The 15,236-nt window shown below is 33.5% G+C and carries 13 protein-coding genes; 3 read left to right on the top strand and 10 right to left on the bottom strand.

The features are described from left to right. A partial coding sequence (locus tag BM246_RS03040; RefSeq protein ID WP_139221832.1) for a transposase occupies positions 1–312 on the top strand: 312 nt, incomplete at its 5' end. Positions 313–359: 47 nt separating this feature from the next. On the opposite strand, the gene BM246_RS03035 is transcribed toward BM246_RS03040, so the two are convergent. The 10 genes from BM246_RS03035 to BM246_RS02990 all read right to left on the bottom strand — a co-directional run bounded on the left by BM246_RS03035 (position 360) and on the right by BM246_RS02990 (position 11,077). Then, positions 360–797: a c-type cytochrome gene (locus BM246_RS03035; protein ID WP_042504502.1), complete on the bottom strand. Its 438-nt coding sequence runs from the start codon at positions 795–797 to the stop codon at positions 360–362. 149 nt (positions 798–946) lie between these two features. After that, complete coding sequence (locus BM246_RS03030; RefSeq protein ID WP_074935725.1) at positions 947–1,933, bottom strand: Gfo/Idh/MocA family protein; 987 nt, start codon at positions 1,931–1,933, stop codon at positions 947–949. Beyond that, positions 1,911–3,623, bottom strand: coding sequence for a sodium:solute symporter family protein (locus BM246_RS03025; protein WP_042504503.1), 1,713 nt, complete (start codon positions 3,621–3,623; stop codon positions 1,911–1,913). The genes BM246_RS03030 and BM246_RS03025 overlap by 23 nt, the downstream gene beginning before the upstream one ends. A gap of 116 nt (positions 3,624–3,739) precedes the next feature. Further along, the gene (locus BM246_RS03020) at positions 3,740–6,265 is read right to left on the bottom strand and encodes a PIG-L family deacetylase (RefSeq protein ID WP_042498361.1); all 2,526 of its coding nucleotides are present in this window, start codon (positions 6,263–6,265) and stop codon (positions 3,740–3,742) included. 128 nt (positions 6,266–6,393) lie between these two features. Next, positions 6,394–7,461 carry a magnesium/cobalt transporter CorA gene (gene corA / locus BM246_RS03015; RefSeq protein ID WP_074935724.1) on the bottom strand — a complete coding sequence of 356 codons (1,068 nt, stop codon included), beginning with the start codon at positions 7,459–7,461 and terminating at the stop codon, positions 6,394–6,396. A 39-nt stretch (positions 7,462–7,500) separates the two neighbouring features. Beyond that, the gene (locus tag BM246_RS03010; protein ID WP_074935723.1) at positions 7,501–8,046 is read right to left on the bottom strand and encodes a mechanosensitive ion channel domain-containing protein; all 546 of its coding nucleotides are present in this window, start codon (positions 8,044–8,046) and stop codon (positions 7,501–7,503) included. A gap of 69 nt (positions 8,047–8,115) precedes the next feature. Next, a complete protein-coding gene (locus BM246_RS03005) occupies positions 8,116–8,712 on the bottom strand; it encodes a Maf-like protein (protein WP_042504514.1) in 597 nt (198 codons plus the stop codon). Positions 8,713–8,814: 102 nt separating this feature from the next. Beyond that, the gene (locus BM246_RS03000; protein WP_074935722.1) at positions 8,815–9,732 is read right to left on the bottom strand and encodes a geranylgeranylglycerol-phosphate geranylgeranyltransferase; all 918 of its coding nucleotides are present in this window, start codon (positions 9,730–9,732) and stop codon (positions 8,815–8,817) included. Between the two features lie 63 nt (positions 9,733–9,795). Beyond that, positions 9,796–10,326, bottom strand: a complete 531-nt coding sequence (locus BM246_RS02995; RefSeq protein ID WP_042504517.1) for a KdsC family phosphatase — start codon at positions 10,324–10,326, stop codon at positions 9,796–9,798. Continuing rightward, complete coding sequence (locus BM246_RS02990) at positions 10,307–11,077, bottom strand: Rossmann-like and DUF2520 domain-containing protein (RefSeq protein WP_042504520.1); 771 nt, start codon at positions 11,075–11,077, stop codon at positions 10,307–10,309. Before BM246_RS02990 ends, BM246_RS02995 begins: the two co-directional genes overlap by 20 nt. A 288-nt stretch (positions 11,078–11,365) precedes the next feature. Between BM246_RS02990 and BM246_RS02985 the strand changes: the two genes are divergently transcribed. Next, complete coding sequence (locus BM246_RS02985) at positions 11,366–11,752, top strand: group III truncated hemoglobin (RefSeq protein WP_074935721.1); 387 nt, start codon at positions 11,366–11,368, stop codon at positions 11,750–11,752. 165 nt (positions 11,753–11,917) lie between these two features. Then, the gene (gene ccsA / locus BM246_RS02980) at positions 11,918–15,106 is read left to right on the top strand and encodes a cytochrome c biogenesis protein (protein WP_074935720.1); all 3,189 of its coding nucleotides are present in this window, start codon (positions 11,918–11,920) and stop codon (positions 15,104–15,106) included. The last annotated feature ends 130 nt before the right edge of the window (positions 15,107–15,236 follow it).

Genomic DNA, 15,236 nt, shown 5'->3' with positions numbered 1-15,236 from the left:
GCAGCAGAATTATGTAGTTACGCAGGATTAACTCCAGTGATTAGGCAAAGTGGAAGTAGTATAAAAGGACGACCACGAATTAGTAAAATGGGCAATCAAAAACTCAGGAATTTATTATTTATGTGCAGTTTTACAGCTTGTAAATACAATAAAGCATGCAGAGATATTTATGAACGATTAGTAGCAAAAGGAAAGAGTAAAAAATTAGCATTAATAGCGGTATGTAATAAGCTATTAAAACAAGCTTTTGCTATTGCAAAATCGGGTTTAATATTTGACAAGGAATATAAAAGTGCGCTAGTGAAAAATTAATAAGATTTTACTTGTTTTTTAGCACAGTACTTTGTTGTACCCAGTTTTTATTTCAAATATTCTATTAATAAATTCAATTCGTTTTCTGTGAAATTAAAATTATGTATTGTTCCGTTATTGCCCCAAAATTCTTTTATTTCCAGAGCATATTCGTCCTTTGCATTTAGTAACGAATCTTGTTTAGTTAAATAAATTTTTAAATAATCAGTTCCGACTTTTTCCACGATTCCATAAAGATAGTTATGTTTCATATCTTTTGACACGTGACATTTTCGGCAATCTTCCATAAAAATTTCTTTTCCAAGCTCAAATTCAGGCGTAGTCTTTTCGGTTTTGACTAATGCTGGCTGGTAATCACTATTCTTTTTGTCAAATTCCGTAATTCCGTTTTTTTTAATCACAAAAATAAAAAGTCCGACGAGCAAAATCAGAATTACACTTGAGGCAATTAAAATCCGAAGTATGATTTTTTTCGTGTTATTCATTCAGATTTCGGTTTTTCTCAAATTGGGTACAACATAAGTATAACCCTATATTCATGTTTTATTACAGATTTTAAATATAACAAAAATGTCCGATAAGTTAATTACGAACTTATCGGACAGATTTATAATTTATTAAAGAAAATATGCTTTTAATATTCTAGCTTAATAAGTTTTCTAACGGTATCTAAAGCATTTATAAGTTTTTCACTAAACTCGAAAGTCATAACATCACTTTCTGTTTTACCTGCACGTATTAATTCATTAAAATGAATAGCCTCGTAGTTATAGCCAATAGTTTTATAACCAAAATCTAAAGTCTTTTCTTCCCCGTTAGCAATTACAGTTACTGTAGTTGGCATGTGGAACATGGTATTTATTTTGATAGTTGCGTGTTCACAATAAAAAACAGCCTCGGTTGGAGTAGGTTCTAAAAGTGTACTTTTTAGTTTAGCAGTTTCACCATTGGGGTAAGTAAAGGTCATGCTGCACGTAGAATCGGCGCCATTTTCAAAAAAAGTAGCATCGGCTTGCATATCTTTCGGAAGCCCTAGAGTAGACAATGCTGCAAAAATGGGGTAAATACCAATATCTAATAAACTTCCACCACCTAAAGATTTGTTGAACAATCTAGACGATGTATCAAAATCACGATGAAAACCAAAATCGGCTTCCATTTTTAGAAGTTTGCCGTAAGTTTCATTTTTCAGTTCCTTTAAAACAAATTGATAATGTGGTAAAAAGTATGTCCAAAGTGCTTCCATGAGTAACACATTTTTTTCTTTGGCTTTCGCTATCATCATGCTAACTTCATTGGCATCCATAGCAAATGGTTTTTCACATAAAACGGCTATGCCATGTTCTAGGCATAATAAGGTGTTTTCTTTATGTAAAGCATGTGGTGTTGCTATGTATACAGCATCAATGTTTTTATCTTTTACTAAGGCTTCGTAGCTGTTAAAAGCATGAGTAGCATCATATTTATCAGCAAACAAATCTGCTTTTTCCTGTGAACGCGAAGCTACAGCGTAAAGTTTAGTATTTGGAATGGTTAATAAATCTGATGCAAATTTATTAGCAATATTTCCTAAGCCAATAATGCCCCAGTTTATAGTTTTAACTTCTGATTGATTTGTCATTTGGAATAAGTGTTTGGATGATACATGAAATTGAAATTACAATAGCGCAACCCACAAAATTTAACCATAGAAATGGTAGATTAATCACTTCGTTTAAATCTAATAGATATAGTGCAATAACAATAACTTGTGTTAATAATGCACCAATAAATACGGCATTACCTTTTACAAATTTAAAGAAAAATGCTAGAAGAAAAACACCAAGAACATTACCATAAAATATAGAACCAATAATGTTTACCAACTGAATTAAGTTTTCGGCCAAATTTGCAACACAAGCTACGCCTATAGCTATTATTCCCCAAGCAAAAGTAAACCAGCGAGATGCTTTTACCATCTCTTCTTCGGTTTTTTCGCTAGTATTTCGTTTGTATAAATCTATGGTAGTGGTAGAGCCCAAAGCGTTTAATTCACTTGCGGTACTAGACATGGCTGCACTTAGAATAACGGCTAAAAGTAAACCGATTAATCCACGAGGTAAATTATTTAAAATGAAATGGATAAACACATAATCTTTATCATTGCTTTCTATTTTTATGTTTTCACTTTCCGAAGCTTTATCAATTAAATCTCTGGCTTCTTTTCTTAGTTCATCATTGGCTTCATTTGCTAATGCAATGTATTTTGAAGCATCTGGATTATCAGAATTTAAGAACGATTTAATAATGTTTTGCTTATCGTTAAAAATAGCTGTTTGTTCTGCCTGAAGTGTTTTGTATTCATCGGCATATTTAGATTGTAACACAACCTCCGTAGCGGTTGGGTTAAAGTTTACAGGTGCTTCATTAAATTGATAAAACACGAAAACCATTATACCCACAAATAAAATAAAGAATTGCATCGGTATTTTTAAAAGTCCGTTAAAAATTAAACCCAATTGCATTTCTTTAACCGATTTGCCCGAAAGGTAACGCTGTACTTGGCTTTGGTCGGTGCCAAAATAAGATAACATTAAAAATGTACCACCAATAATACCACTCCAAAATGTATAACGGTTATTTAAATTGAATGAAAAATCTAAAACTTCCATTTTTCCGCTAGCTCCAGCAATATCAAGCGCTTTGCTAAAAGTAATGTCTTGCGGTAGTTTGCTCACAATTAAAAAGAAAGCCACCAACATACCAACAAAAATAATAACCATTTGATGTTTTTGCGTGACGTTTACCGCGCGTGTACCACCAGAAACGGTGTAGATAATAACGAGTAAGCCAATAACAATATTTAGGGTGAGTAAATCCCATTTAAGAACAACAGAAAGTATAATAGCAGGAGCAAAAATGGTGATTCCGGCTGCTAAACCACGCTGAATTAAAAATAGAATTGCTGTTAAGGTTCTCGTTTTTAAATCGAATCTATTTTCGAGAAATTCGTATGCTGTATATACTTTTAATCTATGGTATAAGGGTATAAAAACCATACAAATAACTACCATAGCTATTGGTAAGCCAAAGTAAAATTGAACAAAGCCCATACCATCATTAAAGGCTTGCCCTGGTGTTGATAAAAAGGTGATAGCACTAGCTTGTGTAGCCATAACTGATAAGCCAATAGTCCACCATTTAGAGGTGTTCCCGCCTTTTAAATAATCTTGTACATTACGGCTGCCTCGTGTTTGGTATGTTCCGTAAGCTACTATGGCTATTAGTGTAAAGCAAAGTACGGCCCAATCGATCCAATTTAAAGTTTCCATAAATTAAAAGGCTTTTGTAATTAAATAAAACAGAATAAAATAGATGGCGTTGGCAATTAAAACTACAGAATATAATTTTAACCAAACTGGTTTTTTGGGTTGATTTTCTTCCATAATTAATCGTTTAGTTTTGCTTCTTGTTTTAAATCTTCTTTACCAATAGAAAGCATGTTTGCAAACAGTCTATAAGCACCAGAAACACCAGCAGGGAATTCTCTAAAAAAGCTTAAGCCAGTATAAATAAAGTAGCCATTACCGTGTTTAGCAACAAGTAAACTTCCTTTTTTATCGGTTTCACCTTTATCATGCATAGATAAAATAGGAGTAAAGGCAGGTGCCCAATTACTTGGGAAATATAAACCACGTTCTTGCGTCCAACCTTCAAAATCGTGTTGTGTAATTTTGTTAGGGTAATTTAAAACGGGATGTTCAGGGTTTAAAAATGTAACTTCTGCTGTTTCATCGGTAACTCTATCACGAGAAAGTGTAATATCAAAAGGTGCTAAATTATCAACTTTTAAGCGATGATTGGTGTTGTACTGTACAATCATATTTCCGCCTTGAGCGACAAAATCGAACAATAAATCTTGCTTAAATTTTATTTCTTCAACCGTGTTATAAGCTCTAATACCAACCACAACGGCATCAAAATTACTTAGGGTTTCGGCATTAATTTCGTCTGGTTTTAAAATACGAACTTGATATCCTATTTGTTGTAAACTTTCTGGAACTACATCGCCAGCACCTTGTATGTAGGCAATATTTTCACCCTTCTTTTTAATATCTAAACGTACAATTTTGCTTTCGCTTGGTAGTAAAACCGTTTGGAAGGGAATATGGTCGTAATCAATTTCAATTAGTTCTTTGGTGTAATCTTTAGCGTCAATGTGAACCATAGGGCTAATAGTACCTTCACTTTGGTTTTTAGGAGGAATTACAGTGAAAACTAAGGTTTGCTCTTCGCCTTTATTTTTAATTGAAATTTTTTGGCTTTTAGGAAATATGCTCCAGTCTTTTGGATGACAAATTTCTACAGATCCTTCTAAGTCATTTCGGCCAGCTTTTACTACAACGGAAATATCGTGCTGTGCATCAGAATTTAAAATAATAACCTTTTCGGTGATTTTAGCAGATACTTCTGGGATAATTTCAAACGGACGATACAATTCACCTTTTTCTGGTTTAGAAAAACGATAAACCACATTTTTAGTGAACGTAATAGGTGTATTATTTATAAGAAGATTAAAATCTACTTGGTAAACTCTAGGTGTTTCGGGTAAACCAATTAAACTCGTATCATCTACTTGATACATACCTAAAGTTCCTTTTTTAGTTAACCAATAAGGTGTAGTAGGTGTTTGATGGCTACCAACTTTAAAGGTTTCTTTGAAGTTGAATTTGGTGTTTTCTGTTAATTCAATATGTTTAGAAATATTTACACTATTGGCATTTTTAATGCTTTCCAGTCTAATATTTTGATTGCTTCGGTTTAAAACTTCAAGATCTAAGGTTACGGTTTCGTTTTGAGTTGCCCACGGTGTTTCTGCCGATGCTTCTAAATATAAACCAGCACACATCGATATAATCGACTTTAACGCTTTTGTTTTTTGAGTTTTCCAGTGTTCGTTTTCTATGTTTTGAAGTAATTTATAGGCTTCAATTAATTGCGGAAGATGCTGGGACGGATCTTTAAAATTGAAATTATCCTCCACTTCATATAAAATATCTCCAATAGCTTTTCCGCCTTTTACACGATTCCATGAGGTGTCAATACCTTCAAAAATATCTTTGTTTTCACCTAGAGGATCACCTTTTAAAAACTCAATGTATTCGTTTTGCGATCCACGATCTAACACACGACCAAAACCTTGACATAAATGCTGACTTCTAGCTTGTGCCGCAACCTCGTTATTCGATAAGCCTTTTAACGGATAGTACACACCAATATCAAAAGTTAGCATGTTGCTTTTGTCAACAGCATTAAATTTTTCTTCGCTACCATATGCCCACCAACTTGTATTGTAAAATAGGCGTTTTGGTTGCCATAAATCGGTTTGTTTTAATTGATCGGGATAAGCCGTATTTTTGTTTGCTAAATCAAAAGCTTCTAAACTTAAAATGGCAGAACTGGTGTGATGACCATGTGTGCTGCCCGGAGTTCTATGGTCGAACCTGTTAATAATAACATCGGGTTTAAACTGGCGAATGGCTAAAACTACATCGCTTAAAACTTGATCTTTATTCCATATTTCTAAAGTTTCATCGGGATGTTTAGAGTAACCAAAATCGTTAGCTCTAGAGAAAAATTGTTCGCCACCATCTACACGTCTTGCAGCTAGTAATTCTTGAGTTCTAATAACACCTAATAGTTCTCTTATTTCTGGGCCAATAAGGTTTTGTCCGCCATCGCCACGTGTTAAAGATAGGTAGGCTGTACGAGCTTTAACTTCATTAGACATGTATGAAATTAATCGGGTGTTTTCATCATCGGGATGAGCAGCAACATATAATACCGAACCTAAAAAGTTGAGTTTTTCAATAGATTCGTAAATCTCGGTAGATGTTGGTGTTTTGGGTTTTTGTGCTTGTAAAAATGAAACAGTAAAAACTAGTAATATAAAATAATACTTCGTGCTTTGCATAAAAAAGGTAGTTAGCTAAGCTCCAAATATAGCAAAGATTGAAAGGGTTTAAGTTGGTTTTAATGTTTCTTTAACTTTATGTTTTTATATGAGGAAGTCTATTGAGTTTTTAGACATATTTTGAAGGTTTACAACCATTTTTTCTTCTTAAAATAAATAAGCATTCCTATAAAAATAACAATCATTACACCCCAAAGAATAAAATAAGAATGTTGATAGTGGAGCTCTGGAATATAGTCGAAATTCATACCATAAATACCAGCAATAAAGGTTAAAGGAATAAAAATGGAAGCCATAATGGTAAGTACTTTCATTACCTCATTCATTTTATTACTAATGGTTGTCATGTACATATCCATTAAACTCCAAATCATCTCGCGGTAAATATCTATGTTTTCTGAGACTTGAATAAGGTGATCGTAAACATCACGATAGTAGTTAAGTGTTTGTTTAGAAATTAAAGCATTGTCACTTTTTTCAATACGATTTATTACTTCGCGAAGCGGAAAAATAGCGCGGCGTACTTTTAGTATTTCACGTTTTAGATTTTGGATATTCTGACTGACGTCATCTGTGGCATTTCCGTTAAAAATATCAGTTTCAAAATCTTCAATTTTATCACCTAAGATCTCAATAATATTAAAATAGTAGTCGACCACAGCATCTATTAAAACATAGAGCAAATAATCGGATTCCATGGTTCTTACGCGTCCTTTTGCTGTTCTAATACGCTCTCGAACGGCATCAAAAACATCTCCTTCAGATTCCTGGAAGGATAAAACATGGTTTTTCCCTAAAATAAAACTGACTTGTTCCGATATTATTTTTTCATCTTTATCATAATACAACATCTTTAAAACAACGAAGAAATAATCTTCGTATTCATCAATTTTCGGACGTTGCGAGATGTTTACAATATCTTCTAAAACTAAAGGGTGGAAATCGAAATGTTTAGCTAGTTTTTCAATTTCCTTAACATGGTTAAGTCCATTTAGATTAACCCATGTAATAGAATCACTGCCTTTAAACTGAAAGGTTTCCGAAACATCGGTTAAATGTTTTTCTGTAAATTGAGTTTCATTATAATCGAAAACTTCAATAAAGAGTTTTTCTGAAGATTTTGAACCTGTATAAATGGCTGTTCCCGGTACTTGACCTGCTTTTTTCTTGTAGTTATGTTTTCTAGTCTTAGCCATTAAAAATTGTATTTAGATAAAGATATAAATATAAATAATTTAAATAGCATCAACACCATCATCAACAGTCTCGTCTATAGCATCTTTTTGTATTAAGGTAACGGCCTTTTGTAGCATTAAGTTATTAGGGTATGTTACTAAGTTTCCATTATCTAATCTTAAATGAATTTGAAAGGCTCTAATGTCTTCAATAATAGCTTTTATAGGGAAATCTTTATCATGAATTTCAATTTTATCACCCACTTTATACGGGAAGTTGAAAAACATAATAATACCAGAAGTAATGTTACTTAAAATAGACCAAATTGCAAATAACGCAATACCGATAACGGCAAAAACAGAAGAAAAAACAACAGCTAAATCATGTACTTGTGCCCCGAATATAAAGGATTCTATTAAAATAGCAATTAAAAATAAAGTTACGGTTATGTAACGTCTAATTAAGCGTATTCTAGCATCGTTTATACCACTTGTGTGTCCAATTTTTGTAATAGCAAAATGGATTAAGGATCTAATGATTAACAAAACAACAAGCACAATAGCTGTGTTTATTAATTCATTTTTAAACGTTTCAAAAAACTGCATGTTTTAAGGTTTTAAAATTTGCTGCAAATATACGCTAGAAAGCAAAGCAAGACGGGTTTATCTTTGTTTTTAAGCGGGTTGCTCGGCAAGCTTGTTTAAGGTTTGATAAACCAAATGCGTTGGTAAGCCCATAACGTTAAAATAAGAACCTTCGAGCTTGGTAACACCAACTTGTCCAATCCATTCTTGAATACCGTAAGCACCTGCTTTATCAAAAGGTTTAGCTGTTTTTATGTAATACAGAATCTCTTCGTCTGTAAAATCTTTAAAACTTACTTTAGTAACGGAGTAAAGTGTTTTAGATGTTGTTTTTGTTGTAAAACAAACCGATGTAATTACCTCGTGCGTGGCATTACTTAAAGATTTCAAAATTTGGAACGCATCAGCTTCATCCGTTGGTTTGCCTAAAGCTTTGTTGTTATGCCAAACTATGGTGTCGCTGGTTATTAAAATATCATTTGGTTGCAATTCATCTTTAAAGGGGGCCGCCTTTAATTGCGCTAAATAATCGCTAATTTCAAAATGCGTTAATCTATTTGGGAATTCTTCTTTAACAGGCTTTAGCCTTATTTCAAAATCTAAACCAAGATCTTTAAAAAATTGCTGCCTACGTGGCGACCCTGAAGCTAGAATAATATTGTAATTTTTAAGTTTCTCTTTAAGCATATGTTTAAAAGTTTCAGCGTGAACAACTGAGGTATATTAGTAGTTAATAAAACCTATTTATTTACGGTTTTACACGTGTATTCCAAAACTATTAGGAATCGTTTAATTTTTCAAGTTAAAATAGTAAATTAACAAGGAAAGTACGCCAAAAAACATCACCAATTTTATTAAACTACTTATTAAGTGATAGTCTTTTTTCGATTTAGCACTAAACAATTTAATACTTGTAAAAATTAGCGGACCTACAATAAAAAAGACAAAGTAACCCGTAGAAAGCATATCTTTATATAGCGAGTTTACAATGTAGTAAATAAGAATTAAAACCGGAATTAACGATAGCACAAACAAAACATTACCCGTTCTATCTCTACCAATAGCAATAGGTAAGGTGTTCATGCCTGCTTTGTAGTCACCATCAATATCTTCCACATCTTTGGCTATTTCTCGTATTAAATTGAGTAGAAATGCAAACACGGCATAATCAAAAATAATTTTAAAAAATGTAAGTTGAATGTCCCTGTTCTCTAAAGTAAGTGCGGGCAGTAGTTCAAAAATACCAACAATTAAAACACTTAGAGCAACAAGAATGGAAATTACAATGTTACCTATTAAAAGTGTCCGTTTTAAATAAGTAGCATAAACGTATAGCAAAGCCGAAATAATAACAAAAAGGGAGAAAAAAGCACTTTTACCAACAGCGTGAGATAAGTAAAAACCAACGCCAACGCCAATAAAATTTAAGACTATAAAAAGGTTGTAAGCCGTTTTTTCGGAGATAGAATTGCCAACAATAAGTTTATGTGGCTTATTTACAAAATCGGTTTCAATATCGTAAATATCATTAATAATATTTCCTGCGGCGGCAATACAAATAGTAGCAAAAATTAAAAGAGAAATGCCAATGCCATCCAAACTAATAGCAACCCCAAAAGGTTCTAGAAGCGCATACTTAACTAATAATTGCGTTAAGGCAATCATTAATAAATTCTTCCATCGAATAAGATTTAAGACGTTAAGCATTTATGAAATAAAATGAATAATTAAAAAAGTAAAACTGCGAGGTCGGATAATGAAATTTACAAATTAGTCAAACTGTGCGCTATAAAAACCGCTCCATTTTCCTTGTACTTTCAAAACCTGTTCAATAACATCACGCACCGCGCCCTTTCCGCCTTTTTTATGCGAAATATATTTAGAAATACTCTTAATTTCCGGAACAGCATCTTGCGGACAGCAAGGCAGGCCAATACCTTTCATTACGGGGTAATCAGGAATGTCGTCGCCCATATAAAGCACGTTTTCCGATTTAATATCATTAGTTGTTAGGTAGTCGTCTAGTTGCTCAATTTTATTTTTCGCACCCAGATAAATATCCTTAATACCTAAACCTTCCAAACGTATACGAACGCCATCATTTTTTCCGCCAGAAATAATGCATAAGTTATAACCCTTATCCACGGCAGATCTAATAGCATAGCCATCTTTAACGTTCATGGTTCTTAACATTTCACCGTTGGTTAAAACCGAAACCGTACCATCGGTAAGTACACCATCTACATCAAAAACAAAGGTGGTAATATGTTCCAAATACTCTTTATAGCTTTTTTCTTCCATGTGTTTTCTGTATTGATGCTGTAAGCAGTTCGTAAATCTTTTTATGTTCAATATTGTTATCCAATATTTTTAAATGTTTTTTAATTGTTTTTTTGTCGTGGCGTTTTGCTGGGCCAGTTTGTGCTCTAAAAGGCGATAAATGCTCAATTTTTTTAGCAGTTTCTAAAATCAATGGCTTTAAAATATCAAACTCGGCCCCTTCGCTCTCCGTAATTTCATGACCAATTCTATATAACTGATTCGTGAAATTATTAACAAAAACCGCAGCCAAATGTAACACGCGCCTTTGGTCGCTATTTACCTTCTGTATAGGGCCACCTAAACTTAAGGCTAATTCCTTTAACATTGGGTAACTATCCTTGTAAATTGTTTCAATACACATCGGCACATTTGCAAAATCAAGTTCTGCACCTTTAGTAAAACTTTGTAACGGGTAGAGTACACCACGTCTGTGTTTTTTATCTAAATCGTAAACCCCAACACCTCCAGAAGTATGCACAACCACACGATCTTCAAACGGAAGTTGTTCCGATAATTCTGCAATAGCATCATCACTAACCGCCAAGATATACACATCGGCAACCTTTAAATTCGATAAATCGTCCGTAATATCAACCTCATTGCTATGCTCCGAAATCGAATCTAAACTCCTGTTATACCATTGAGAAACAGTTACATTATCTGCCTCGCGAAAACCTCTATACAAATGGCTAGCTACATTGCCAGCTCCTAAAATTACTACTGAAATCATCTTGCAAAAATACTAAGCAATTACCAATTTCAAATTAATAAATCAAAATAATTTGCGCGTGCCCCAAGGGTCGGGCTATCACTACTCGCTCCCTTCTAAGGTCGGGGAGCTCAAACAGGCCGTTCAATCCCTCACGCCTTATCCGCCAAGTCTTGGGTTTTCATTAAAACACAGCTTTCCAAAACACTTTAGTAACACGGTTTGCTGTTAAAGAATAAAAAGTATTCATATTAATGTAATCGCCTATTGAGAAGAGATAAGTATTAAAATAAATCTTAAATTTGAATTATGAAAAAAGACCTAGAAACCCGCGACGATATTTACTTATTGGTGTCATCCTTTTACATAAAAGTAAGGAAAGACGAGGTGTTAGCGCCTTTTTTTAACGATGTTATAAAAGATTGGGATGCGCACCTAGAGCGTTTAACAACCTTCTGGGAAGCCAGTCTGTTTTTAAAAACGAAATACACAGGCAATCCTTTAGAAACGCATATTAAAGTAGATGCCGATAATAAAAACACAATTACTGAGCAGCATTTCGGACTTTGGTTAAACCTATGGCTAGAAACCATCGATGAACTTTTTGAAGGCGATTTTGCTCAAAACGCCAAATTTAAGGCACGTAAAATGGGCTCATTCTTATATCTAAAAATTTTTGAAGCTAGAATGGGGTAGTGCCTCATGTTTTTGGCTTTCATTTTTCATCTAAATCAATATTAAATGAAGTAAGATATTCTTAGCGCGTTTCTACCTACTTTATTCCAATATTTTATAACAGTTTTAACACTTAAGAATAAACTTAAATCCTTAAATTTGCACGACCTTAAAAAGGCCTTTATCATGCAAAAAAAACTAGCCAACATTCTTTTCTCAACACGTTTAACTTCAGTTTTATTTATTGCTTTTGCGGCGGCCATGGCAACCGGTACATTTTTAGATGCCGGACAAGATATGTCTCCAACGCCATACTCACGTAATTTAATTTACAATACATGGTGGTTTGAAGGTATTATGGTGTTTTTCGTGATTAACTTTTTAGGTAATATAGTTCGTTTTAGATTGTACAAAAAAGAAAAGTGGGCAACGTTCATTCTTCACTTAGCATTTATATTTATACTTATAGGTGCATTTATTACGCGTTACGCAAGTTTTGAAGGCATGATGGCTATTCGTGAAGGTGACACAGAAAATTCGTTTCTTTCTCAAAAAACATATATAACAACTTACGTAGATGGTGATTTTCTAGTAGATGGAGTAGCGCAACGTCGTGTTTTAGAAACCGAAGTAGATTTTTCTGGGCGTTTAGAAAACGATTTCAATTTAAATACAGAATACAACAAACAACCTATAAATATAAAATTAGAGAAGTTTATTGTTGGGGCAGAAGAAGATATTATTCCTGACGAAAACGGAGAGTCTTATTTAAAAATAGTAGAAGCAGGAACTAGTGGGCCGCATAATCATTTCTTAAAAGTAGGTCAAGTATCTAGTGTTCACAATGTGTTATTTGCATTAAATAAACCAACCGATGGAGCTATAAATATTACTTTAGAAAACGATAATCTAACTATTAATTCGCCTTTCGATGGTGAATACATGACCATGGCAACACGTGCTCAGGGTTTACTTGTAAAAGATAGTATACAGCCTTTAATTTTACGTTCTCGATATGTTATTGGGAACATGCAAATTGTATTTCCAAAACCTGTTGTTAAAGGTGTTTTTGATGTAGTTAAAAAAGCACAATTTCTTAAAAATGATGAAGATGGTGTGGTGTTGAAAGTAACCGCCAACGGAGAAACTAAAAGTGTTGGTTTACTCGGAGGTAAAGGTACTAACAGTAGTTTTAAGCAAATTAAAGTAGGGGGATTAGATTTTGCTTTTAAATATGGATCTAAAAAAATTGAATTGCCATTTTCTATTAAATTGAACGATTTTGAGGCCGAACGCTATCCTGGAACAGAAAGAGGTTACTCTGCATATTCTAGTGAGGTTACGGTTTTAGATGAGCGTGAAGAAGATTTTGATTACAAAATTTTTATGAATAATATTTTAGATCATGATGGGTATCGCTTTTTTCAATCGGGTTTTGATCCAGATGAAAAGGGAACTATACTTTCTGTAAACCATGATTATTGGGGATCATTAATTACCTATATTGGTTACTTTATGCTTTATTTTGGCATGATGGCTATTTTGTTTTCTAAGCATTCTCGTTTTGGCGATTTAGAAAAACAACTCAAAAAGTTAAAAGCTAAAAAAGCTAAGACTTTGGCAGTTGTGCTATTATGTTTTGGATTGCAAGGTTTTGCTCAAGAGCATTCGGCAAACGATGGGCACAACCACAGCAACAAGCCAACAAAAACACAGATAGATTCTGTTTTAAGAGCTAATATTACTCCAAAAGAACATGCCTCTGAATTTGGAAATTTGGTTATTCAGGATTTAAGCGGACGTATGATGCCTGTAAACACTTATGCATCGGAAATGCTTAGAAAATTAAGCAAGCATGACTCTTATGAAGAGTTTGATGCTAATCAAGTGTTTCTGTCTATTCAAGAAAGTCCACAGTTATGGTACAATGTGCCAATTATTTATTTAAAAACTAAAAAAGCCGATTCTATTCGCCATATGATTGGTGTAGATTTAGATGAGCAATATGCCACGTTAGCGGATTTTTTCACCGAAAGGGGAGAATATATTTTAGCGCCTTATTTAGATGAAGCCTACAAAGCACAAGTGCCAAATGGTTTTCAGAAGGAATTTAAAGAAGCCGATCAACGTGTAAACTTATTGTTTAATACAGTTGAAGGACGTTCATTAAAAATATTCCCAATTCCAAATGATGATAACCACAAATGGATTTCTAATTTCGAATTCAAAGAAGATCCAACCGTTATAAAAGATTCACTTTACAACAATTTTGTGAAAAGCGGATTCCTGGCATATTTATATACTTTAAATGCTGCTAAAAAATCTGGAGATTTCTCTGAAGCTTCAAAACTTCTAAAGGCTTTTAAAGATACACAGCACAGATATGGTGGTTCGGTAATGCTTAGCGATCAAAAAGTAAAAACAGAAGTTCTATATAATAAGTACGATATTTTTAAAAAATTATTTAGCTGGTACATGTATGCAGGTACAATAATGTTTGTCTTGTTAGTTTTTCAAATATTTAAATCACATAGTAAAGGTTTAAGCACGGCAATTAAAGTATTCAAGTTTATCGTTATCGGTTTGTTTGTGCTGCATACAGCAGGTTTAATTGTACGTTGGTATTTGTCTGGTCACGCGCCGTGGAGTGATGCCTACGAGTCTATGATTTATGTAGCTTGGGCTACTATGTTGTTTGGATTACTGTTTGGAAGAAAGAGTGATTTAACCATGGCTTCTACCGCTTTTGTAACCGCAATGATTTTAATGATTGCGCATTGGAACTGGATGGATCCTGCTATTGCTAATTTACAACCGGTTTTAAATAGTTATTGGTTAATGATACACGTGGCAGTAATTGTTGCGAGTTATGGACCATTTACATTAGGTATGATTTTAGGTGTGGTGTCGTTATTCTTAATGATTTTCACCAATAAGGAGAATAAAGAAAGAATGCTCCTTAATATTAAGGAGTTAACAGTAATAAACGAAATGGCCTTAACCGTAGGTTTGGTTATGCTTACCATAGGGAACTTTTTAGGAGGTATGTGGGCTAATGAAAGCTGGGGACGTTATTGGGGTTGGGATCCAAAAGAAACTTGGGCACTTATTAGTATCATGATTTATGCCTTTGTAATACACATGCGTTTAGTACCAGGATTACGCGGACGTTGGTTTTTTAACCTTTGTTCTATAATCGCTTTTGCAAGTATATTAATGACGTATTTTGGAGTAAACTTCTACTTAGCAGGTTTACATAGCTACGCTAGTGGCGATCAAATTGTAAGCGTTAAGTTTATACTTATTGCTTGTGCAATTGTAGCTGTACTTGGGGCTTTTGCTTACCGAGGGCATGTAAAATATTATAAAAAATAGAATAGGCAAGAATTTTAATCTTGTCAATAAAAAAAGCAGTATTTCATAAGTTATGAAATACTGCTTTTTTATGAAGTAAATTAATGCTTCCTAAGTGTTTTTGCTAGCAATAAAAATACTAACAAGACCT

This window comes from Algibacter lectus (assembly GCF_900112395.1).
Lineage (GTDB): Bacteria > Bacteroidota > Bacteroidia > Flavobacteriales > Flavobacteriaceae > Algibacter > Algibacter lectus.
Note: the sequence above shows the minus strand (reverse complement) of the source record. Positions and strands in the feature narration are given on the sequence as shown.

Excerpts from the sequence above, each read along its gene's own strand:
- BM246_RS03035 (WP_042504502.1), bottom strand. The coding sequence starts at position 797 with ATGAATAACACGAAAAAAATCATACTTCGGATTTTAATTGCCTCAAGT.
- BM246_RS03030 (WP_074935725.1), bottom strand. The coding sequence starts at position 1,933 with ATGACAAATCAATCAGAAGTTAAAACTATAAACTGGGGCATTATTGGC.
- BM246_RS03025 (WP_042504503.1), bottom strand. The coding sequence starts at position 3,623 with ATGGAAACTTTAAATTGGATCGATTGGGCCGTACTTTGCTTTACACTA.
- BM246_RS03020 (WP_042498361.1), bottom strand. The coding sequence starts at position 6,265 with ATGCAAAGCACGAAGTATTATTTTATATTACTAGTTTTTACTGTTTCA.
- corA (WP_074935724.1), bottom strand. The coding sequence starts at position 7,461 with ATGGCTAAGACTAGAAAACATAACTACAAGAAAAAAGCAGGTCAAGTA.
- BM246_RS03010 (WP_074935723.1), bottom strand. The coding sequence starts at position 8,046 with ATGCAGTTTTTTGAAACGTTTAAAAATGAATTAATAAACACAGCTATT.
- BM246_RS03005 (WP_042504514.1), bottom strand. The coding sequence starts at position 8,712 with ATGCTTAAAGAGAAACTTAAAAATTACAATATTATTCTAGCTTCAGGG.
- BM246_RS03000 (WP_074935722.1), bottom strand. The coding sequence starts at position 9,732 with ATGCTTAACGTCTTAAATCTTATTCGATGGAAGAATTTATTAATGATT.
- BM246_RS02995 (WP_042504517.1), bottom strand. The coding sequence starts at position 10,326 with ATGGAAGAAAAAAGCTATAAAGAGTATTTGGAACATATTACCACCTTT.
- BM246_RS02990 (WP_042504520.1), bottom strand. The coding sequence starts at position 11,077 with ATGATTTCAGTAGTAATTTTAGGAGCTGGCAATGTAGCTAGCCATTTG.
- BM246_RS02985 (WP_074935721.1), top strand. The coding sequence starts at position 11,366 with ATGAAAAAAGACCTAGAAACCCGCGACGATATTTACTTATTGGTGTCA.
- ccsA (WP_074935720.1), top strand. The coding sequence starts at position 11,918 with ATGCAAAAAAAACTAGCCAACATTCTTTTCTCAACACGTTTAACTTCA.